The 20,191-nt window shown below is 68.3% G+C and carries 19 protein-coding genes; 14 read left to right on the forward strand and 5 right to left on the reverse strand.

All coding sequences use genetic code 11. The features are described 5' to 3' along the window. Positions 1-32: 32 nt before the first annotated feature. Together ACAM52_RS06090 and ACAM52_RS06095 are read left to right on the forward strand one after the other, a co-directional pair. Positions 33-1,595, forward strand: coding sequence for a DHA2 family efflux MFS transporter permease subunit (locus tag ACAM52_RS06090; protein ID WP_062474087.1), 1,563 nt, complete (start codon positions 33-35; stop codon positions 1,593-1,595). 19 nt (positions 1,596-1,614) lie between these two features. Then, positions 1,615-2,523, forward strand: a complete 909-nt coding sequence (locus tag ACAM52_RS06095; RefSeq protein WP_369646433.1) for a LysR family transcriptional regulator — start codon at positions 1,615-1,617, stop codon at positions 2,521-2,523. A gap of 16 nt (positions 2,524-2,539) precedes the next feature. Here ACAM52_RS06095 and ACAM52_RS06100 read toward each other — a convergent pair whose 3' ends face one another. The 3 genes from ACAM52_RS06100 to ACAM52_RS06110 all read right to left on the reverse strand — a co-directional run bounded on the left by ACAM52_RS06100 (position 2,540) and on the right by ACAM52_RS06110 (position 4,968). Beyond that, positions 2,540-2,983 carry a cupin domain-containing protein gene (locus ACAM52_RS06100; protein WP_369646434.1) on the reverse strand — a complete coding sequence of 148 codons (444 nt, stop codon included), beginning with the start codon at positions 2,981-2,983 and terminating at the stop codon, positions 2,540-2,542. Positions 2,984-3,034: 51 nt separating this feature from the next. Continuing rightward, entirely contained in the window at positions 3,035-3,652 is a 618-nt protein-coding gene (locus ACAM52_RS06105) for a cysteine hydrolase family protein (RefSeq protein ID WP_369646435.1), read from the reverse strand. Positions 3,653-3,759: 107 nt separating this feature from the next. Beyond that, entirely contained in the window at positions 3,760-4,968 is a 1,209-nt protein-coding gene (locus tag ACAM52_RS06110; RefSeq protein ID WP_369646436.1) for an AGE family epimerase/isomerase, read from the reverse strand. 340 nt (positions 4,969-5,308) lie between these two features. Here ACAM52_RS06110 and ACAM52_RS06115 point away from each other — a divergent pair, with 340 nt between their 5' ends. The 8 genes from ACAM52_RS06115 to ACAM52_RS06150 all read left to right on the forward strand — a co-directional run bounded on the left by ACAM52_RS06115 (position 5,309) and on the right by ACAM52_RS06150 (position 12,604). Further along, entirely contained in the window at positions 5,309-6,079 is a 771-nt protein-coding gene (locus ACAM52_RS06115) for an ABC transporter ATP-binding protein (RefSeq protein WP_369646437.1), read from the forward strand. Further along, entirely contained in the window at positions 6,079-6,786 is a 708-nt protein-coding gene (locus tag ACAM52_RS06120) for an ABC transporter ATP-binding protein (RefSeq protein WP_062474075.1), read from the forward strand. Before ACAM52_RS06115 ends, ACAM52_RS06120 begins: the two co-directional genes overlap by 1 nt. A 34-nt stretch (positions 6,787-6,820) precedes the next feature. Continuing rightward, positions 6,821-8,020, forward strand: a complete 1,200-nt coding sequence (locus ACAM52_RS06125) for an ABC transporter substrate-binding protein (RefSeq protein ID WP_095949065.1) — start codon at positions 6,821-6,823, stop codon at positions 8,018-8,020. 31 nt (positions 8,021-8,051) lie between these two features. Further along, positions 8,052-9,248, forward strand: coding sequence for an ABC transporter substrate-binding protein (locus ACAM52_RS06130; RefSeq protein ID WP_062474071.1), 1,197 nt, complete (start codon positions 8,052-8,054; stop codon positions 9,246-9,248). 45 nt (positions 9,249-9,293) lie between these two features. Beyond that, positions 9,294-10,169, forward strand: coding sequence for a branched-chain amino acid ABC transporter permease (locus tag ACAM52_RS06135; protein ID WP_062474069.1), 876 nt, complete (start codon positions 9,294-9,296; stop codon positions 10,167-10,169). 10 nt (positions 10,170-10,179) lie between these two features. Then, positions 10,180-11,166 carry a branched-chain amino acid ABC transporter permease gene (locus ACAM52_RS06140; protein WP_174254353.1) on the forward strand — a complete coding sequence of 329 codons (987 nt, stop codon included), beginning with the start codon at positions 10,180-10,182 and terminating at the stop codon, positions 11,164-11,166. Between the two features lie 106 nt (positions 11,167-11,272). After that, a complete protein-coding gene (locus tag ACAM52_RS06145; protein WP_095746041.1) occupies positions 11,273-11,722 on the forward strand; it encodes a cupin domain-containing protein in 450 nt (149 codons plus the stop codon). 141 nt (positions 11,723-11,863) lie between these two features. After that, complete coding sequence (locus ACAM52_RS06150; RefSeq protein WP_369646438.1) at positions 11,864-12,604, forward strand: hypothetical protein; 741 nt, start codon at positions 11,864-11,866, stop codon at positions 12,602-12,604. A 38-nt stretch (positions 12,605-12,642) separates the two neighbouring features. On the opposite strand, the gene ACAM52_RS06155 is transcribed toward ACAM52_RS06150, so the two are convergent. Both ACAM52_RS06155 and ACAM52_RS06160 read right to left on the reverse strand, forming a co-directional pair. After that, positions 12,643-13,734: a lipocalin-like domain-containing protein gene (locus tag ACAM52_RS06155; RefSeq protein ID WP_369646439.1), complete on the reverse strand. Its 1,092-nt coding sequence runs from the start codon at positions 13,732-13,734 to the stop codon at positions 12,643-12,645. Between the two features lie 5 nt (positions 13,735-13,739). Continuing rightward, entirely contained in the window at positions 13,740-14,819 is a 1,080-nt protein-coding gene (locus ACAM52_RS06160; RefSeq protein WP_070063094.1) for a PLP-dependent cysteine synthase family protein, read from the reverse strand. 98 nt (positions 14,820-14,917) lie between these two features. Here ACAM52_RS06160 and ACAM52_RS06165 point away from each other — a divergent pair, with 98 nt between their 5' ends. The 4 genes from ACAM52_RS06165 to ACAM52_RS06180 all read left to right on the forward strand — a co-directional run bounded on the left by ACAM52_RS06165 (position 14,918) and on the right by ACAM52_RS06180 (position 19,952). Then, positions 14,918-17,425: a penicillin acylase family protein gene (locus ACAM52_RS06165; protein WP_369646440.1), complete on the forward strand. Its 2,508-nt coding sequence runs from the start codon at positions 14,918-14,920 to the stop codon at positions 17,423-17,425. A gap of 223 nt (positions 17,426-17,648) precedes the next feature. Continuing rightward, on the forward strand, positions 17,649-18,356 hold the full coding sequence (locus ACAM52_RS06170) for an STN domain-containing protein (protein ID WP_369646441.1): 708 nt from the start codon (positions 17,649-17,651) through the stop codon (positions 18,354-18,356). A gap of 3 nt (positions 18,357-18,359) precedes the next feature. Next, positions 18,360-18,887, forward strand: coding sequence for an RNA polymerase sigma factor (locus ACAM52_RS06175; RefSeq protein ID WP_139702794.1), 528 nt, complete (start codon positions 18,360-18,362; stop codon positions 18,885-18,887). 72 nt (positions 18,888-18,959) lie between these two features. Further along, positions 18,960-19,952 (forward strand): FecR domain-containing protein, encoded by a 993-nt coding sequence (locus ACAM52_RS06180; RefSeq protein ID WP_369646442.1) that lies wholly within the window; start codon positions 18,960-18,962, stop codon positions 19,950-19,952. The last annotated feature ends 239 nt before the right edge of the window (positions 19,953-20,191 follow it).

Consider the following 20,191-nt stretch of genomic DNA (forward strand, 5'->3'; position numbering starts at 1 on the left):
CCGCCGGCTGCTGAACCCTCACAGCTCGCGCCATGGCCACTGCTGCTCCTGCCTATATCGCGCACCCCCCGCTCGAGGGCTCCGCCCGCGTCTGGGGCACGGTCGCGCTGTCCGCTGCCACCTTCATGAACGTGCTCGACTCGTCGATCGCGAACGTGTCGCTGCCGGCCATCTCGGGCGACCTCGGCGTGAGCACCACGCAAGGCACCTGGGTCATCACCAGCTTCGCGGTGGCCAACGCCATCGCGGTGCCGCTCACGGGTTTCATGACCCAGCGCTTCGGCCAGGTGCGCCTGTTCATGGCCAGCGTGATCCTGTTCATGGTCGCCTCGCTGCTGTGCGGCCTGGCGCCCAACATGACCACGCTCATCCTGTTTCGCGCGCTGCAGGGCTTCGTGGCGGGGCCGATGATCCCGCTGTCGCAGACGCTGCTGCTGTCGAGCTACCCGAAGGCCAAGGCCGGCCTGGCCATGGCCATGTGGTCGATGACCACGCTGGTCGCGCCGGTGATGGGGCCGCTGCTCGGCGGCTGGATCACCGACAACATCTCGTGGCCGTGGATCTTCTACATCAACATCCCGGTGGGCATCGTGGCCGCGGCCATCACCTGGACGCTGTACCACAAGCGCGAGAGCAAGACGCACAAGGTGCCGATCGACGCCATCGGCCTGGCGCTGCTGGTGCTGTGGGTGGGCTCGCTGCAGCTCATGCTCGACAAGGGCAAGGAGCTCGACTGGTTCCACTCGGCCGAGATCGTCACGATGGCCGTGGTGGCCGTGGTCGGCTTCGCCTTCTTCCTGGTCTGGGAGCTGACCGACAAGCACCCGGTGGTCGACCTGTCGCTGTTCAAGCGCCGCAACTTCTGGTCGGGCGCGGTGGCCACGGCCATTGCCTACGGCCTGTTCTTCGGCAACGTGGTGCTGCTGCCGCTGTGGCTGCAGCAGTGGATGGGCTACACCGCCACACAGGCGGGGATGATCATGGCGCCCGTGGGGCTGCTGGCGATCTTCTTCTCGCCGGTGGTGGGCCTCACCGTGTCCAAGATCGACCCGCGCCGCTACGCGACCTTCTCGTTCCTCGTGTTCGCGCTGGTGCTGTGGATGCGTTCGAACTTCAACACGCAGGCCGACTTCGTGACGATCATCATCCCGACGATCATCCAGGGCATCGCGATGGCGTTCTTCTTCATTCCGCTGGTGACCATCACGCTGTCGGGCCTCACGCCCGACCGCATTCCGGCCGCGTCGGGGCTGTCGAACTTCCTGCGCATCACGGCGGGCGCCATGGGCACCTCGATCGCCACCACGCTGTGGGACAGCCGCGCGGCGCTGCACCACGCGCAGCTCGTGGAGTCGGTGAACCCGGGCAACAGCGCGGCCACCAGCGCCATCTCGGGGCTGACCGGCAGCGGCTTCAGTTCCGAGCAGGTGCTCGGGCAGATCAACCGCCTGGTCGACCAGCAGTCGTTCATGCTCGCGACGAACGACATCTTCTATGCCTCGGCGGTGCTGTTCCTGCTGCTGATTCCGCTGGTGTGGCTGGCGCGGCCGCAAAAGGGCGGCGCGGGCGGCGACGCGGCCGCCGGCGCGCACTGACAACCGGCAGCGCTCGCGCATGGACCAGTTCGCGGCCATGAAGGCGTTCCGCGCCGTCGTGGAGGCCGGCGGCTTCACCGCCGCGGCCGACGCGATGGACGTGTCGCACACGGTGGTCTCGCGCCACGTCAAGCAGCTGGAAACGGCACTGGGCGTGCAGCTGCTCAACCGCACCACGCGCCGCTTCGCGCTCACGCAGGCGGGCCAGACCTACTACGAGCACGCGCGGCAGATCCTCGACCAGGTCGAGACCGCGGCGCTGGTCGTGGCGCAGCACCAGGTCGAGCCCACGGGCCTGCTGCGCATCAACGCGCCGATGTCCTTCGGGCTGGAGGAGCTGGCGCAGTGGCTGCCGGCTTTTCTCGACGCCCACCCGCAGGTCAAGGCCGACCTCGTGTGCAACGACCGCTTCGTCGACCTGATCGAAGAGGGCTTCGACGTGGGATTGCGACTGGCATATGCACTCTCGGACTCGACGCTGATCGTCAAGCGCCTCGCGAGCTTCGAGGAGTGGTGGGTGGCGTCGCCCGCCTACCTGCAGCGGCGCGGCACGCCGCGCACGCCCGCCGACCTGGCGGGGCACGACTGCCTGAACTATTCATTGGCCGCGAAGGCCGCCCAGCCCAGCTTCACCGCGCCGGACGGCAGCGTCCACACAGTCGATGTCGGCGGGCGGCTGCAGGCCAACAGCGGGCTCGTGCTGCGCAGCGCCGCGCTGGCGGGTACGGGGCTGGCGGCATCGCCGGCGTTCCTCGTGCGCGACCCTGTGGCGCGTGGCGAGCTGGTGCGCGTGCTGCCCGAATTCCGCCAGCAACCGTTGAACCTGTACGCGCTGTATCCGCAGAACCGGCACCTGTCGCCGAAGGTGCGGGCGTTTGTCGACTTTGCCGCCGCGCGCTACCTGCCCGCGCACGGGCAGAGCGACTGAGCGCGGCGTCAGCGCCTTACTTCGCTGCGGTGGGCACCAGGTCGAAGCGATCGCTCTGGTACTGGAACAGCAGACAGTTCGCGCCCGGCTCGCAGCCGCTGCGGTGCGGCAGCCGCGCCGGCAGCAGGTAGTACGAGCCGGCCGGGTACAGCACCTTCTTGCCGTCACCGAAGATCGCATAGAACACACCCGAGAGCACGACGGACGGGAGCGCCTGCGTGTGGCGATGGTGCGGGTTGTCGAAGCCGGCCGGGAATTCGACGAAGGCTTCGTACGGGCCATTGCCCGTCAGGTTGCCGCGCACGTTGGCGTAGCGGATGCCGCCCGCAAGGGCCTGCCATTGCAGCGTGTCGGCGGGCGCCGAGATCGGCGTGCGGGGTGCCGGCGTGGCGGCGGTGGCGAAGCCCGGCGCGCACAGGGCACAGGACAGGGCGAGGAACAGGGCAGAAGAGCGTTTCATGGTCATGGATCGAAGAGGTTGGATTCGTGGGGGCATGCGAAGGGCAGGGCGTCAGCGGCCCGCGTCCAGCAGCCGCAGCACCTCGTCGGTCGAGCGCACCTCGGCCACCACGTCCGACACGCCACGCAGCGCCGCGCGATGCAGCTCGCGGTGGCCCAGCACGCCGCCTTCCTCCAGGTCGAGGTCGCGCGTCGCGCAGGCATCGCCCACGATGAGGCTCTGGTAGCCGCGCGGTGCCGCGTCGAAGGCGGTGGCCGACACGCACATGTGCGTCATGAGGCCCGTGAGGATCAGCGTCGTGATGCCGCGCGCCTGCAGTTCGGCCTCGAGCGTGGTGCCCGCGAAGGCGCTCGGCGTGGCCTTGCGCAGCACGGCGTGGCGCGGTGCTGGGCGCAATTCGTCATGGATGCCGAAGGCGTGGCTGCCGTCCGCGAAGATCGGGCTGTCGGCGGGTGCCACATGCTGAACATGGAACACCGGCATCGCATGCCGGTCGGCGGCATCGATCAGGCGCCGCGCCTGGCGCAGGGCGGCGAGGCCATCGGGAATGGGCATGCGCCCGTCGAAGTACTCGTTCTGGAAATCGATCGCGATCAGCGCCGTGCTGGCGGGAGCTAGGCGGTTCGTCGGCACAGCGCCGGTGAGGCTGCGAATGCTGGGGTGCTTCATGCGTTCTCTGCGTGAGTGAAAGAAGGCCTGAAGCGTAGGCAGCCCGCGCGCTGCGGGGTAGATGCGTGGCCGCACAAGATTTGTGCGGATCGTGAAGGGTGACGCGGCTACTTCACGCCGTGGCCCAGCGCCTTCAGCACGTCATGGCACGCACCCATCGTGTGGTAATCGGTCTTGCCCGCCGGGCTCTTCTCGTCGCTGATCTTCGCGTTCTGCGGCGTGAGGATGCGATACCACGCCCCGTGTGCGTGGTCGACGAAGTGGTCCCAGCTGTAGGCCCAGATCCGGTCGTACCAGTCCCAGTAGCCGGCGTCGCCCGTGCGCACCGCGAGCAGGGCGGCGGCGGCGAAGCTTTCGGCCTGCACCCAGAAGTACTTGTCGCCGTCGCACACCGCGCCGTCGGGCCCGAAGCCGTAGACCAGCCCGCCGTGCGTGGCGTCCCAGCCGCGCTGCATCGCGGTGTCGAAGAAGTGGCGTGCACGCGGAACGATCCATTCGGTGCCGGGCGCGCCGGGTCCGAGGTGGCTCTCGAGTTGCAACAGCAGCTTGGCCCATTCGGTGAGGTGGCCGGTCTGGAAGCCCCAGGGCCGGAAGATGTTGGTCTTGTCGCCGCGGTTGTAGTCCCAGTCGATCGACCAGTCCTCGCGGTAGTGCTCCCACACCAGCCCGTCGGCGAGCGCGGCCTGCCGGCCCGTGATGCTCTCGGCCAGCGTGTGTGCGCGCTGAAGGTAGAAGGGCTCGCGCGTGGCGTCGTAGGCCGCGAGCATCGCTTCGCAGGCGTGCATGTTGGCGTTCTGGCCGCGGTAGGGGCCGACCTGCCAGCCGGGCGTCGCCTCGTCGGCGTACAGCTGGTGCGCGGGCTCCCAGAAATGCCGTTCCATCAGGTCGCGGGTGTGCGCGAGGCCGGCGCGTGCTTCCTCGACGCCGGCCATCAGCGCATGCGCGTGCGCCAGCAGCACGAAGGCCAGGCCGTAGCAGTGCTGCGTGCCGTCCTGCACCGTGGCTTGATGGCCATCCCAGTCGATCTGCCATGCATAGCCACCATTCGGCTGCGCATGCGCGGTCTGCAAAAACGCCAGGCCGTGGCGCACCGTCGCAAGATCGTCGGGCCGGCCGAAGCGGCGCCAGGCCATCGCGTGGTTGAACACGAAGCGCGTGCTGCTCACGAGGTGGCGCGTGCGGCGGTCGTACACCGTGCCGTCGTCCTTGAAGAAATGGAAGAAGCCGCCCGAGGCATCGCGGCTGCGCGGCGCGTAGAACGCCAGCGTGTGGGCGATGTGGTCGACAAGGAATTCGGGTGAGCGGAAGTTCGGCATGGCGGTGATGGATTCAATCCGGGTGAAAGCGCATCGCGGCAGCGCAGCGGGCACGCCAGTTTTTCACGAAGCGTGCATGCGTGCCCGACATCCTCATGACGGTGCGCGTGCATGCATCGCGCGTTCGCAGGTGTGCGTGCTGCGGTGCGCAATGTCGTCGGGACGACAGTCGCTCGCACAGAGGGGGCGCACTCTGTGAATGGTTGCAGTGCAGCATAGGCATTTGCCCCAGTATGCAATTGCATAGCAGCCACCAACAATCGGTCCGCGCTCGATGGTGGCGCATTGAGATGGACCGCATGACCGATTTCTTTTTTCCGCACACGGACGACGCCGCGAGATGAGCGACGTCATTCTTGAAACACGCCAGCTCACCAAGGAATTCAAGGGATTCACCGCGGTCAGCAAGGTCGACCTCTCGGTGAAGCGCGGTTCGATCCACGCGCTCATCGGCCCCAACGGTGCCGGCAAGACGACCTGCTTCAACCTGCTCACCAAATTCCTCGAGCCCACAGCCGGCACGATCCTGTTCAACGGCCACGACATCACGGGCGAACGCCCGGCGCAGATCGCGCGGCGCGGCGTGATCCGCTCGTTCCAGATCTCCGCCGTGTTCCCGCACCTCACGCTGCTCGAGAACGTGCGCCTGGGCCTGCAGCGCAAGCTGGGCACCTCGTACCACTTCTGGAAGAGCGAGAAGTCGCTCAAGCCGCTCGATGTGCGCGCCCGCGAGCTGCTCGCCGAGGTGGGCCTCGAAGAGCTGGCCGACGAACAGACCGTGAACCTGCCCTACGGCCGCAAGCGCGCGCTCGAGATCGCCACCACGTTGGCCATGGAGCCCGAGCTGATGCTGCTGGACGAACCCACGCAGGGCATGGGCCACGAAGACGTGCACCGCGTGGCCGAGCTCATCAAGCGCGTGTCGGCCGGACGCACCATTCTGATGGTCGAACACAACATGAGCGTGGTCTCCACCATTGCCGACACCATCACGGTGCTGCAGCGCGGCGCCGTGCTGGCCGAAGGCCCGTACGCCGAAGTCTCGAAGAACCCGCAGGTGATGGAAGCCTACATGGGCACCACCGACGGCGAAATGCAGGGGGCTCACTGATGACCGCTGCACTCGAAATCAAGGGCCTGCAGGCCTGGTACGGCGAATCGCACGTGCTGCACGGCGTCGACATGGTCGTGCAGCCGGGCGAGGTCGTCACGCTGCTGGGCCGCAATGGCGCGGGCCGCACGACGACGATGCGCGCCGTGATGGGACTCACCGGCGCCCGCAAGGGCAGCATCAAGGTCAACGGCGTCGAGACCGTCTCGATGGCGACGCACCGCATCGCGCACCTGGGCATCGGCTATTGCCCCGAAGAACGCGGCATCTTCGCCAGCCTCTCGTGCGAAGAAAACCTGATGCTGCCGCCCGAACTCAAGGGCGCAGGGCAGGGCATGTCGGTCGACGAGATCTACGCCATGTTCCCCAACCTGGCCGAGCGCCGCCACAGCCAGGGCACGCGCCTGTCGGGCGGCGAGCAGCAGATGCTGGCCGTGGCGCGCATCCTGCGCACCGGCGCCAAGCTGCTGCTGCTCGACGAAATCTCCGAAGGCCTGGCGCCCGTGATCGTGCAGGCGCTGGCCCGCATGATCACCACGCTGCGCGCCAAGGGCTACACCATCGTCATGGTCGAGCAGAACTTCCGCTTCGCCGCGCCGCTGGCCGACCGTTTCTACGTGATGGAGCACGGCCGCATCGTCGAGAAGTTCGGCGCCGCCGAGCTCGAAGCCAAGATGCCCGTGCTGACCGAGTTGCTCGGCGTCTGAGTTCTTTCACCCCTTGCCACTGCTGGAGACATCCATGAAAAATCAGCTCACCGCTTTCGCCCTGGCTTTCAGCGCACTGGCGCTCGCAGCGTCCGCCCAGGCGCAAGGCCAGGACAAGGTCAAGATCGGCTTCATCACTGACATGTCCAGCCTGTACGCCGACCTCGAAGGCAAGAACGGCGCGCTGGCGATCCAGATGGCCATCGACGACTTCGGCGGCAAGGCGGCCGGCAAGCCGGTCGAGCTGCTCACCGTCGACCACCAGAACAAGCCCGACATCGCCGCCTCGAAGGCGCGCGAGTGGATCGACACGCAAGGCCTGAGCATGGTCTTCGGCGGCACCAACTCGGGCGTGGGCCTGGCGCTGGCCAAGGTCGCGGCCGAGAAGAAGCGCGTGTACTTCAACAACGGCGCGGCCTCGTCGGCGCTCACCAACGAACAGTGCTCGCCCTACACCGTGCACTACGCCTACGACACCGTCGCGCTCGCCAAGGGCACCGGCGCCGCGGTGGTCGACGGCGGCGGCAAGACCTGGTTCTTCCTGACGGCCGACTACGCCTTCGGCCACGCGCTCGAAGCCGACACCTCCACCGTCGTGAAGGCCAAGGGCGGCACGATCGTCGGCGCGGTGCGCCATCCGCTCAATGCGTCCGACTTCTCGTCGTTCCTGCTGCAGGCGCAGAACTCCAAGGCGCAGATCCTGGGCCTGGCCAACGCGGGCGGCGACACCGTCAACAGCATCAAGGCCGCCAAGGAATTCGGCATCGGCAAGTCGATGAAGCTGGCCGGCCTGCTGATCTTCCTGAGCGACGTGCACAGCCTGGGCCTGAAGAACACCGAAGGCCTGCAGTTCACCACCAGCTGGTACTGGGACCTGAACGACGAGACCCGCAAGTTCGCCAAGCGCTTCTTCGACAAGACCAAGCGCATGCCCACCGAAATCCAGGCCGCCGACTACTCGGCCACCATGACCTACCTCAAGGCCGTGGACGCCGCCAAGACCGACGATGCCGACAAGGTCATGGCCGAGCTCAAGAAGATGAAGCTCAACGACTTCTTCGGCACCGGCCAGATCCGCCCCGACGGCCGCTACGTGCACGACATGTACCTGATGCAGGTCAAGTCGCCCGCCGAATCGAAGACGCCGTGGGACTACTACAAGCTCGTGAAGAAGCTGCCCGGCGACACGGTGTTCACCACCAAGGCCGAGTCCAAGTGCACGCTCTGGAAGTGACACCACCGAACACCCCACAGGAACAACATCCATGAAGACCACCACATTCGCTCTCTCCGCCGTTTTCGCCGCCGCTGCGCTGGCCGCCGGTGCCGCCCAGGCACAGGACAAGGTCAAGATCGGCTTCGTCACCGACATGTCGAGCCTGTACGCCGACGTCGAAGGCAAGAACGGCGCGCTGGCGATCCAGATGGCCATCGACGACTTCGGCGGCAAGGTCAACGGCATGCCCATCGAGCTGCTCACGGCCGACCACCAGAACAAGGCCGACATCGCCGCCTCCAAGGCGCGCGAGTGGATCGACACGCAGGGCCTGACCATGCTGTTCGGCGGCACCAGCTCCGGCACGGCCCTGGCCATGGCCAAGGTGGCGCAGGAGAAGAAGCGCGTCTTCGTCGTGAACGGCGCGGGCAGCTCGGCGCTCACCAACGAGCAGTGCTCGCCCTACACCGTGCACTACGCCTACGACACCGTCGCGCTCGCCAAGGGCACCGGCGCGGCCGTGATCGGCCGTGGCGACAAGAGCTGGTACTTCCTGACCGCCGACTACGCCTTCGGCCAGGCCCTCGAAGCCGACGCGACCAAGGTCGTGAAGGAAAAGGGCGGCACCGTGCTGGGCTCGGTGAAGGCCCCGCTCAACACCTCCGACTTCTCGTCCTTCCTGCTGCAGGCGCAGAACTCCAAGGCGCAGGTGCTGGCGCTGGCCAATGCCGGCGGCGACACCATCAACAGCATCAAGGCCGCGAAAGAGTTCGGCATCACCAAGAGCATGAAGATGGTGGGCCTGCTGGTGTTCGTGACCGACGTGCACAGCCTGGGCCTGAAGAACACCGAAGGCCTGCTGCTCACCACCAGCTGGGACTGGAACCTGGACGACAAGACGCGCGCCTTCGGCAAGCGCTTCTTCGAGAAGACCAAGCGCATGCCCACCGACATCCAGGCCGCCGACTACTCGGCCACCATGACCTACCTGAAGGCCGTGCAGGCCGCCAAGACGGTCGATGCCGACAAGGTCATGGCCACGCTGAAGTCCACGCCCATCGACGACTTCTACGCCAAGGGCAGCATCCGCGCCGACGGCCGCTTCGTGCACGACATGTACCTGGTGCAGGTCAAGTCGCCGGCCGAATCCAAGCAGCCGTGGGACTACTACAAGGTGGTCCAGAAGCTCAAGGGCGAAGAAGTCTTCACGACCAAGGCCGAAAGCCGCTGCGCCCTCTGGAAGTGACCTCCCGCGGGCGCCCTTGCGGCGCCCGGGTTCGTTGAAACGCTTATGAACATTTCCCTTCCCGCCTTGTTGAGCCAGCTCCTTCTGGGGCTGGTCAACGGCTCGTTCTACGCCATCCTGAGCCTCGGGCTGGCGGTGATCTTCGGTTTGCTCAACGTCATCAACTTCGCGCACGGCGCGCTGTTCATGCTCGGGGCCGTCCTCACCTGGATGGCGATGGAGTACCTGGGCGTCAACTACTGGGTGATGCTGATCGCCGCGCCGGTCCTCATCGGCCTGTTCGGCGTGGTCATCGAACGATTGCTGCTCCGCTGGATCTACAAGCTCGACCACCTCTACGGCCTGCTGCTCACGCTGGGCCTCACGTTGCTGATCGAAGGCGTGTTCCGCTCGGTCTACGGCGTGTCGGGGCTGCCCTACGACGCGCCCGAGCTGCTGTCCAGTGCCACCGACCTGGGCTTCATGGTGCTGCCCAACTACCGTGCCTGGGTGGTCGTGGCGTCGCTCGTGATCTGCTTTGCGACCTGGTACGTGATCGAGAAGACGCGCCTGGGTGCCTACCTGCGCGCCGGCACCGAGAACCCGCGGCTGGTGGAAGCCTTCGGCGTCAACGTGCCGCTGATGATCACGCTGACCTACGCCTTCGGCTGTGCGCTCGCCGCCTTCGCCGGCGTGCTGGCCGCACCGGTGATGCAGGTGTCGCCGCTGATGGGGCAGAACCTCATCATCGTGGTGTTCGCGGTGGTCGTGATCGGCGGCATGGGCTCCATCATGGGCGCCATCCTCACGGGCCTGGGCCTGGGCGTGATCGAGGGGCTCACGAAGGTTTTCTATCCCGAGGCTTCTTCGACGGTTGTGTTCGTGATCATGGTCATCGTGCTGCTCATCCGCCCCGCCGGCCTGTTCGGCAAAGAGAAATAAGGCGAGCGGCATGAACATGAAAAAAATCTCCACCGTCGTCTACGCGCTGCTGCTGGTCGCCCTGGTGCTCGCGCCGTTCTTCGGCGCCTACCCGGTGTTCGTGATGAAGCTCATGTGCTTCGCGCTGTTCGCCGCGGCCTTCAACCTGCTGTTGGGCTACACCGGGCTGCTGTCCTTCGGCCACGCGGCCTTCCTGGGCGGCTCCGCGTACGTGGCGGGCCATGCGATCAAGGTCTGGGGCCTCACGCCCGAGCTGGGCCTGATCGCGGGCACGCTCACCGGCGCCTTGCTGGGCTGGCTGTTCGGCGTGCTGGCCATCCGCCGCCAGGGCATCTACTTCGCGATGATCACGCTGGCGCTCGCGCAGATGATGTTCTTCGTCGCGCTGCAGGCCAAGTTCACGGGCGGCGAAGACGGTCTGCAGGGCGTGCCGCGCGGCAAGCTCTTCGGCATCGTCGACCTGTCCAACGACCTCACCATGTACTACGTGGCGCTGGTGATCGTGGTCGCGGCCTTTTTGCTGATCGTGCGCACCATCCACTCGCCGTTCGGGCAGGTGCTCAAGGGCATCAAGGAAAACGAGCCGCGCGCGCTCTCGCTGGGCTACGACGTGAGCCGCTTCAAGCTGCTGGCCTTCGTGATCTCGGCTGCGCTGTCGGGCCTGGCGGGCTCGCTCAAGACGCTGGTGCTGGGCTTTGCCACGCTGTCCGACGTGCACTGGACCGCCTCGGGCCAGGTCATCCTGATGACGCTGGTGGGCGGCCTGGGCACGCTGTCGGGCCCCATCGTGGGCTCGGCGGTGGTCGTGCTGCTCGAGAACAAGATCGGCGAACTCGGCAACTTCCTGGCGCGCATCACGACCGTCGACTGGTTCAACACGCTGGGCGAGTCGGTGACCATGGTCACGGGCCTGATCTTCGTGATCTGCGTGCTGGCCTTCCGCAAGGGCATCATGGGCGAGATCATCGCTTTCATCGAGCGCCGCCGCGCGAAGTAGCGATGCCGGTGGCGTGACAGCGGGGGGTTACCCTCCCTGCGGCGCCACCGCTTGTGCCTCCTGTGGCCGGGGCGCAGAATCCGGCTCCCACTTCGAGGAGCCGGCCATGGCCCTTCTTCCGTACTTTGTCCTCCCGCCCGAGCGGCGCGAAACGCCCTTGAACGTGCTCGGCACGCAGGTGACGGTGCTGGCGTCGAATGCCTCGACGCAAAGCTACGGCGTCACCTTCCAGCGCGGCGACGAAGGCACGGGCCCGCCACCGCACAGCCACGACTGGGACGAGTCGTTCTACGTGCTCGGCGGCGAGGTCGAATTCCTCTGTGACGGCCAGGCGCATCGGTGCCAGCCCGGCACGCTGGTGCACGTGCCGCGCGGCACGGTGCACGGCTTTCACTACGGCAAGGGCGGCGGTCAGATGCTCGAGATCACGGGGCAGGACGCGATGGCCGCGCAGATGTTCACCGCCATCGACCGCGAGATTCCGGTCGGGCCGGCGCCCGACATTCCGAAGCTGCTGGCGGTGCTGGCGCGCAATGGGGTGACGGTCTCCGCGTGAGTCGCGGCCCTCATCGGCACTGACAAGCCGACGCTGTCCAAAACCACCGGTTCCCGTGGCGACGCCGCATGCAGCGCTCGGCACAATCATCCGCACCCGGCCGCACAGGCCCACACCGACAAGAAGATGGAGGAGACCCCCATGCGCAGACGGCTGCTCGCACTTTTCGTGGCGCTCGCGCTGACAGGGTGCATGACCCCACCGCCGCTGCCGCCGAACGGCGGCCAGCTCGCGAAGGGCGCGAAGGTCGGCCTGCTGGTGCGCATCCCCACCGCATCCGCGGAACACATGCACGTGGGCACGACCGTCTTCAACAACTTCTCGACCACGTACCCGTTTCCCTGGAACCCCACGGCCAAGGTCTACGAGGCCTTCACGTCGGAGCTGGAGAAGGCCGGCTTCCAGGTGGTGCGGCTCACGAGCTTTGCCACGACCTCCGTCAACGCGCTGGCCGTCTTCAAGCACGATCGATGGATCGCGAATCCTGCGCAGGCGTGGGCGACACGCAAGCTGAAGGACGACCAGATTGCCGCGGTGGTCCTCGTCGAGGCGACGCGAACGCAGGCGCGCCTGGAGTGCACCGGCGGGCCCTGTGGCGAGAGCGTCATGCAGAACTCGGGCCTCTTCACGCGCAGCATGCTGGGGTCGACGCGGTACTACGCGGTGCCCGCGATCGAAGCCAAGGTCTTCGTCATGGACCCGCCGCTGAACCTCGCGGCCTACGAGCCGATGCTCGCCCAGCAGCGGCAACGGGTGCGGCAGCTCAAGGATTTCCAGGAGCCGCGCGACCTCAAGCGGTTGAGCACCGCCGAGTTCGCGCCCGTCGCTTCGGCGATCGACGACCACGTCCGCGCGCTGTCGCGCACACGGCGCAGGCGCTGAGCCAGGGCGTGAAGTAGCCCATCGCGCTGTGCTTCGGCTCACAGCCGCAGCGGCGCCGCGTACCCCGTCATCTCGAGGTAACCGCGCCCCACGCGCCGGCCTTGTTGCGCATCGCGCAGCTCGCTCAACCCTTCCCAGTACACGCCGCCCGTGGAGCCGCGGCTGTCCAGTTCCTGGTCGTCGAGCAGGGCCTGCACCTCGAAGCGGCCCGCGGGCGTGTCGATGCGCCAGTGTGTCGGGTAGCTCGCGCGCGTGCGCGGGCTGGTCCAGCTGCGCAGCGCCTCGAAGCGCACCTCGCCGGGTTGGAAGATGCGCGCCGCGCCGCCGCGCGGGCGGAACGAGCCGCCCGACCACAGCGCGCTGCCGTCGCGGCGGCGCAGGTGGAAGGCGGTGAGCGCGCTGCCGTCGTCGAGGTTCATGCCGATCCAGTCCCAGCCCACGGCCTCGGGGTGCATCAGCGCCTCGCTCCATTCGTGGTCGAGCCAGGCGGTGCCGGCGATCTCGAACGGGGCCTGGCCTTGCAGCGTGAGGCGGCCTTGCGCCTGCAGCTGCGGCTCGCTGTAGTAGTAGCTCGCCTGCTCGGGATCGGGGCCCTTGCGCGAGAGGCCTTCGCGGCCCTGCAGCAGCACGGGCTGCGACGGCGCGAAGCGCAGGTCGAGCGTGAATTCGCCGGCGGGGATGCGCGCGCTGTAGGCGCCGCTGCCGGCGTCGCGCACCAGCGACCAGTCGCGCAGCCGCACGTCGGTGTCGGTCTCGCTGGCCGAGGCCACGTCGAAGCCCGCGCGTGCGATGCGCTGGTCGTGCCGCAGCACGCGGCCTTCGAGGTCGGTGATGGCGGCGTGCGCGAACACCAGCTGCTTGGCGGCAAAGGCCGAGCGCATGGCCTGCGTGGCGTCGACGCGCGAGCGGAAGAAGGTCACCTGGAAACCGAACGCGCGGCCCGCGGCGGTCTGGCCGTGGCCGGTGATGTACCACCACTCGGTGCGCAGCTCGGGGTGGCTGCCGAAGTCGCGCGGGAACTGCAGCGCCTTCGCGGGCAGGGCCCAGGCGGCATGCGGCGCGCCCGAGGCGGCCAGCGCGGCCAGCAGCAACAGCTGCCGCCGCGCGATGAGGCCACGGGTCGGGCGCATGGCCATCAACCCGCCACCAGCGCGTCGATGCGTTGCTGCGCGGGCGCGATGTCGCCGAAGGCGTTGCGCACCCAGTCGGCGTCGTGGTAGCTCGGCAGGTAGCGTTCGCCCGCGTCGCACAGCAGCGACAGGATCGAGCCCTGCTGGCCGGCCGCGCGCATCTCGTGCGCCACGGCCAGCATGCCGACGAAGTTGGTGCCGGTCGACGGGCCGACCTTGCGCCCCAGCAGCGCCGACAGCGCATGCATGGCGGCCACCGAGTCGAGGTTGGGCACTTCGAGCATGCGGTCGACCAGGGTGCGCACGAAGCTGGGCTCCACGCGCGGGCGGCCGATGCCTTCGATGCGCGAGCCGGGTGCCGTGAGCGTGGCGTCGCCGCTGCGGTGGTAGGCTGAGAACACCGAGCCCTCGGGGTCGGCCACGCACACCTGCGTGTCGTGGCAGCGAAAGCGCAGGTAGCGCCCGATGGTGGCGCTGGTGCCGCCGGTGCCGGCGCCCACCACGATCCACGCGGGCACCGGATGCCGCTCGCGCGCCATCTGCTGGAACATGCTCTCGGCGATGTTGTTGTTGCCGCGCCAGTCGGTCGCGCGCTCGGCGTAGGTGAACTGGTCCATGTAGTGGCCGCCGGTGCGCTCGGCCAGCGCGCGGGCCTCGTCGTACACCTGCGCGGCGTGGTCCACGAAGTGGCAGCTCGCGCCGTAGAAGGCGATCTGCGCCACCTTCTCGGGCGAGGTGCTGCGCGGCATCACGGCGATGAAGGGCAGGCCCAGCAGCCGCGCGAAGTAGGCCTCGCTCACGGCGGTGGAGCCGCTGGAGGCCTCGACGATGGTCGTGCCTTCGCGCACCCAGCCGTTGCACAGCGCGTACAGGAACAGCGAGCGCGCGAGCCGGTGCTTGAGGCTGCCGGTGGGGTGCGTCGATTCGTCCTTCAGGTACAGGTCGATGCCGTGCGCAGCCAGCGCGGGCAGCGGCAGCGGAATGAGGTGCGTGTCGGCGCTGCGCTGGTAGTCGGCTTCGATGCGGCGGATCGCGCCGGCGAGCCAGCTGTCGCAGGAGGAGGTTGAAGGGGTGGTGGGCTGCATAGCGCGCCAGTCTACAAGTCATGCCTTGTCACCCGTCGGGTGACAGAAATCGGGATACTGCCCGCTGCCAATCCACAACAAGACCGGAGACGAACTGCATGAAGAGAATGAACCATCGGCTTTCCCTGGGCGCCGTGTCGCTGGCGGTCCTCGCCCTCGCAGGGTGTGCGTCCAATGCCCCGGGCGTGAACACGCCCACGCGACCCTCGTCGTCCTTCGCGGTGCCCGGCCTCGAGAAGCCCGCCGAAGTGCTGGTCGACCGCTGGGGCGTGCCGCACCTGTACGCCGGCACGCTCTACGACGCCTTCGTGGCGCAGGGCTTCATCGCCGCGCGCGACCGGCTCTGGCAGATGGACCTGTGGCGCAAGCGCGGCCTGGGCGAGATGGCGAAGGACTTCGGCCCCGCCTGGGTCGAGAGCGACCGCGCCGCGCGCGCCGTGCTCTACCGCGGCGACATGTACCGCGAATGGCTGGCCTACGGCTCCGACGCCAAGCGCGTGGCCGAGGCCTTCACGGCCGGCGTCAACGCCTACGTGGCGCAGGTGCGCGCGCAGCCCGCGCTGCTGCCCACCGAGTTCGCGCTGCTGGGCTACCAGCCGGCCACGTGGTCGCCCGAAGACGTGGTGCGCATCCGGCACCACGGGCTCACGCTCAACTTCAGCTCGGAGGTCGACCGCGCACGCGCCTTCTGCGCCGGCGCGCCGGGCGTCAAGGCCGACTGGCTGCGCCGTGAGCTCGATCCGCCGGTGACGCCCAAGGTGCCCGAAGGCTTCGACCCTTGCAGCCTTCCAGCGGCGGAGCTGCGCGCGGCCTACCTGCGGGCGACCGATGCGCCGCGCTTCACCAAGGAGAACACGCGCGTGGGCATGAACGCGGGTGCGTCTTCCGCGCCGGTCGCGCTGCTGCCCGGCAGCGCCGAGGCGATGGCCGCGAAGGCCGAGCAGGACGAGGCGTCGCAGGGTGATCCCACCGCCGCCTACGGCAGCAACAACTGGGTCATCGCGCCGAAGCTCACGTCCACGGGCCGGCCCATCCTGGCCAACGACCCGCACCGCGCGCACGGCGCACCGAGCCTGCGCTACATGACGCACCTGAGCGCGCCCGGCATGGACGCCATCGGCGCGGGCGAGCCCTTCCTGCCGGGCCTGTCGATCGGCCACAACGGCACCATCGCCTTCGGCCTCACGCGCTTCTACATGGACCAGGAAGACCTGTACGTGTACGAGCTGAACCCGGCCAACCCCGAGGAGTACCGCTACCAGGGCCGCTGGGAGCCGATGACGCGCGTCACCGAGCGCATCGCGGTCAAGGGCGAGGCCGCGCCGCGCGAGGTGGTCAACACCTTCACGCGCCACGGCCCGGTGCTGGTCGCGGAGCCCGGCAAGCGCCGCGCCTTCGCCTTGCGCGCCGCCTGGCTGGAGCCCGGCATGGCGCCGTACTTCGGTTCGATGGACTACATGCGCGCGCGCAACTGGGACCAGTTCCGCGCGGCCATGAACCGCTGGGGCGCACCGGGCGAGAACCAGGTGTATGCCGACAGCAGCGGCAACGTCGGCTGGATTCCGGGCGGGCTCACGCCGATCCGCCCGAACTGGGACGGCCTCCTGCCCGTGCCCGGCGACGGCCGCTATGAGTGGTCGGGCTTTCGCAACGGCGACGAGCTGCCCTCGGAGTTCAACCCCGCGCGCGGCTACGTGGTCACGGCCAACGAGAACAACATCCCGCCCGACCATCCCGCAGCGAAGAAGGGCGTGGGCTACGAGTGGAGCGATGCGGCCCGCGCGCGCCGGCTCAAGGAACTGTTCGCGGCCAAGGTGGCAGCAGGTTCACGCTTCACCATCGAGGACTCGGAGCGCATGCAGAACGACATCGTCGCGACGCCGGCGCAGCGCGTGCTGAAGCTCTTGGCCGGCCAGCGCAGCGACGACGCCCAGACCGCGGCGGCGCTGCGCCTGCTCCAGGGCTGGGACGGCACCATGGACCGCGACAGCGCAGCGGCAGCGCTGTACGAGGTGTGGAGCAGCAAGTTCCTGCGCCAGGCCGTGCTCAAGGCGGGAGCGGGCGATGCCGCCGCCGCGCTGGCCGCACCCGGCGACAACACGCGCATGGTGCTGCTGCTGGAGAACCCGTCCGGCTGGGTCAGCAACGCGCAGCGCGATGCCTTGCTGCTGACGACCTTGCCCGCCGCCATGCAGGAGCTGTCCGCCAAGCTCGGGCCCGACCCGGCGGCGTGGAAGTGGGGCGCCTTGCACCGCGCCGAGTTCCGGCATCCGCTGGGCGGCGTGGTCGATGCGGCCACGCGCAAGAAGCTCGAGGTGGGCGACTGGCCGATGTCCGGCTCGTCGTTCACGCCGATGGCGGCCACCTACCGCGCGAACGACTACAAGCTGACCTCGGGCGCCTCGTTTCGCATGGTGCTCGACGTGGGCAACTGGGACGCCTCGCGCGTCATCAACACGCCGGGCCAGTCGGGCAACCCCGACAGCCCGAACTACCGCGACCTGGCGCCGCTGTGGCTCGAAGGCAAGTACGTGCCGCTGGTCTACAGCCGTGGCGCGGTCGAGAAGGAAACGGTGGAACGAATCCAGCTGACGCCGGGGCGCTAGCAGGACCGGTCACGGAAGAGGGCGCCGCCCGCGCCCCGCCGCGGCGCGCCCGGCCATGCCGGTCGTCACGCGGTCGTCATTCGCCGATGTGATGCTTGCAGGAGTTGAAATACTGCCCACAAGCTTGCTGACACGATCCACTTCTTCCTTGTTGACTTCAGCGCATGGTGGTCGTGGGCGAGTGGTTGGACGGGGCTTGGGCCGGGGCAGGGACGACAGGTTCGTGCGAGCCTTCGTCTTCGGCCTGACGTGCACCGTGGTGTGCGTCTGCATCGCCTGGGGATCGACAGCGAAGGCCGTGGCCGCAGGCACCGACGCGCAGTCGGCAGATGCCGCCACCCGCGCGTCGTCCGAAGCGCAGATGCTGGACTTCGACCTGCCGGCGCAGCCCTTGGCGGCTGCCCTGGCGCAATACGCGGCGGTGTCGGGCCGATCGGTGATGTTCATCGACGAGTGGGTGGCGGGGCGAACCTCCGCCCCGGTGCGCGGGCGCCATACGCCGCATGCCGCCTTGCGGGCCTTGCTGGCCGGCACAGGTTTCACCGCGGATGACGTGGACACGCAGCTTTCCGGCGCGTTCATCCTGAAGCGCGTCGCAGCGGCGCCCGGGGTGGCGTCGATTGGTGGCTCGCCACGCGGGTACGACGCCCTGGTCCAGGCCCGTGTCTGGGACGCGCTGTGTGCCGATCTGCGTACGGCCCCCGGCCACTACCGCGCGATCCTGCAACTGCAGGTGACCGCGTCGGGCCGCATCGGCCAGGCCCGCCTGGTGTCGTCTTCGGGAGACCCTGCGCGGGACGCCGCCATGCTTGCGGCATTGGCTCCTTTGAAGATGGAGCATCCTCCGCCGGTGGACCTGGCGCTGCCGCTCACGCTGGCCATCCTTCCGCACGACGTGTTGCCCGGGCCCCGCTGTGCCACGGTGCACTGACGCATGACGGAGAACGTCATCCCGCTGCTGCGCAGCTTCCTGGTGCAACGCTACGAGCAGCTCAGGCAACGCCTGGCCGTGCGGCTGGGCAATCGCGAACTGGCGGAAGACGCCTTGCACGAAACCTGGCTGAAGCTGGAGCGCAGCCAGCCCATGGCGGGCCCCATTGCCACACCCCAGGCGTACCTGCTGCGCATGGCGGTCAACCTGGCCATCGACGTCCGGCGCGCACAGAGCCAGGTCTTGCTGTCGGACGACATCGAGCTGCTGATGAATGAACTGCCGGACCCGGCGCCCGGCCCCGCCGAGGTCGCCGAGGCTCGTTCGCAGCTGGAGGCGCTGGACGGCCTGCTGTCGCGCCTGCCGCCGCGCCGCCGCGAAATCCTGCTGCTGGTTCGCCTGGAGGGCTGGTCCCAGCGGGACGTGGCCACGCGGCTCGGCATTCCTGTGCGGACCGTCGAGTACGAACTGAAGGCCGCGCAGGATCTTCTGTTCTCGCGGCTGGAACCGCGCCCTGGCAGGTCTTCATGACGGCACGAAGAAATAGTTTGCGGATTGCGGTGTCGGCAACCGTCTATCAAGTACGGGGCTCCTGAAACCGACATGACGACGCACCCTTCACCATCGACGCTTCCCGAGACGCTGCGCGAAGACGCGCGCGCGTGGGTGCGCAAGCTGCATTCGGGCGCCGCCACACAGTGGGAGGCGCAGGCGTTCCGGCGCTGGCGTGACGCGAGTCCCTTGCATCAGGCGGCGTTCATCGAGGCCCGGCAGCAGTGGCGCGTGCTTCAACCCGCGCTGAACAGGCTGGTCCGCACCGACGCCGAAGCGGCGAGCCTTCACCGCGAGACCCTGCGCAAGCCCGCGGCGAGCCGCCGGGCCTTCCTGGGCGTGGCGGGCGCAGCCGCCGCGGCGGGTGTTGCGGGGGTGGCGGTCTATTCGCCCCTGGGGTTGTGGCCCGCGGCCAATGAATGGCGTGCGGACTGGCGCACGGCCGCCGGCGAGCAGCGAGCGATCACGTGGTCCGACCAGATCGGCGTGACCATGAACACCCGCACCAGCATCCGCCGGGTGGCCTCGGACGACCAGGCCGAGGGGCTGGAGTTGCTGAACGGCGAAGCGGCGATCGAGATGCTGCCCAGTGCGCGCACCTTCAGTGTCGTGGCCGGCGCCGGCCGCAGCATTGGCGAATCGGCGCGCTTCGAGATCAGCCGCCTGGAAGGGCGTGTGTGCGTGACCTGCCTGGCGGGGCGCGTGCGCATCGAGCATCCGGCCGGCGACCGTGTGCTGCTGGCACGCCAGCAAGCGGTCTACCGCGATCACTCGATCAGCGGCATCGCCGCCGCAGACCCCGAGGTGGCTTCTGCCTGGCGGCGCGGTGAGCTCGTGTTCAAGCAGGCGCCCTTGTCGGTGGTGCTGGACGAGATCAATCGCTACCGCCCCGGGCGTGTGGTCCTGATGGTCGATTCGCTGCGGGGGAAAACGGTCACCGCGACCTTCAAGCTCGACCGCCTCGACCTGGCCTTGCTCCAGATGCAGCGCTCCTTCGGTTTGAACGCCCGGTCGCTCCCCGCGGGCGTGCTGGTCCTGAGCTAGAAGTGGACCCCGGGGTTGGGTGGTGGCCCTGTCTCGATGTCGCGGCTTCCCATGGTGGGCGTGCGCAGCCACCGTGAAGCTTTCGTGACTTTGCCGAGGTGCAGCGCGTCCTGGCCGTTGATCTGCAAGGACTTTCCGGACCGAGGCTGCAGCGACACGCGCGCGCCCACAACGAGGCCAAAAATATTCTTCTGGAATTCGACGTTTCCGTCCCGTCAAGAAACTGACGGCTCCTGTCG

It is taken from the genome of Variovorax sp. V118, assembly GCF_041154445.1.
GTDB classification, from domain to species: Bacteria; Pseudomonadota; Gammaproteobacteria; order Burkholderiales; family Burkholderiaceae_C; genus Variovorax; species Variovorax boronicumulans.

Excerpts from the sequence above, each read along its gene's own strand:
- ACAM52_RS06090 (WP_062474087.1), top strand. The coding sequence starts at position 33 with ATGGCCACTGCTGCTCCTGCCTATATCGCGCACCCCCCGCTCGAGGGC.
- ACAM52_RS06095 (WP_369646433.1), top strand. The coding sequence starts at position 1,615 with ATGGACCAGTTCGCGGCCATGAAGGCGTTCCGCGCCGTCGTGGAGGCC.
- ACAM52_RS06100 (WP_369646434.1), bottom strand. The coding sequence starts at position 2,983 with ATGAAACGCTCTTCTGCCCTGTTCCTCGCCCTGTCCTGTGCCCTGTGC.
- ACAM52_RS06105 (WP_369646435.1), bottom strand. The coding sequence starts at position 3,652 with ATGAAGCACCCCAGCATTCGCAGCCTCACCGGCGCTGTGCCGACGAAC.
- ACAM52_RS06110 (WP_369646436.1), bottom strand. The coding sequence starts at position 4,968 with ATGCCGAACTTCCGCTCACCCGAATTCCTTGTCGACCACATCGCCCAC.
- ACAM52_RS06115 (WP_369646437.1), top strand. The coding sequence starts at position 5,309 with ATGAGCGACGTCATTCTTGAAACACGCCAGCTCACCAAGGAATTCAAG.
- ACAM52_RS06120 (WP_062474075.1), top strand. The coding sequence starts at position 6,079 with ATGACCGCTGCACTCGAAATCAAGGGCCTGCAGGCCTGGTACGGCGAA.
- ACAM52_RS06125 (WP_095949065.1), top strand. The coding sequence starts at position 6,821 with ATGAAAAATCAGCTCACCGCTTTCGCCCTGGCTTTCAGCGCACTGGCG.
- ACAM52_RS06130 (WP_062474071.1), top strand. The coding sequence starts at position 8,052 with ATGAAGACCACCACATTCGCTCTCTCCGCCGTTTTCGCCGCCGCTGCG.
- ACAM52_RS06135 (WP_062474069.1), top strand. The coding sequence starts at position 9,294 with ATGAACATTTCCCTTCCCGCCTTGTTGAGCCAGCTCCTTCTGGGGCTG.
- ACAM52_RS06140 (WP_174254353.1), top strand. The coding sequence starts at position 10,180 with ATGAACATGAAAAAAATCTCCACCGTCGTCTACGCGCTGCTGCTGGTC.
- ACAM52_RS06145 (WP_095746041.1), top strand. The coding sequence starts at position 11,273 with ATGGCCCTTCTTCCGTACTTTGTCCTCCCGCCCGAGCGGCGCGAAACG.
- ACAM52_RS06150 (WP_369646438.1), top strand. The coding sequence starts at position 11,864 with ATGCGCAGACGGCTGCTCGCACTTTTCGTGGCGCTCGCGCTGACAGGG.
- ACAM52_RS06155 (WP_369646439.1), bottom strand. The coding sequence starts at position 13,734 with ATGCGCCCGACCCGTGGCCTCATCGCGCGGCGGCAGCTGTTGCTGCTG.
- ACAM52_RS06160 (WP_070063094.1), bottom strand. The coding sequence starts at position 14,819 with ATGCAGCCCACCACCCCTTCAACCTCCTCCTGCGACAGCTGGCTCGCC.
- ACAM52_RS06165 (WP_369646440.1), top strand. The coding sequence starts at position 14,918 with ATGAAGAGAATGAACCATCGGCTTTCCCTGGGCGCCGTGTCGCTGGCG.
- ACAM52_RS06175 (WP_139702794.1), top strand. The coding sequence starts at position 18,360 with ATGACGGAGAACGTCATCCCGCTGCTGCGCAGCTTCCTGGTGCAACGC.
- ACAM52_RS06180 (WP_369646442.1), top strand. The coding sequence starts at position 18,960 with ATGACGACGCACCCTTCACCATCGACGCTTCCCGAGACGCTGCGCGAA.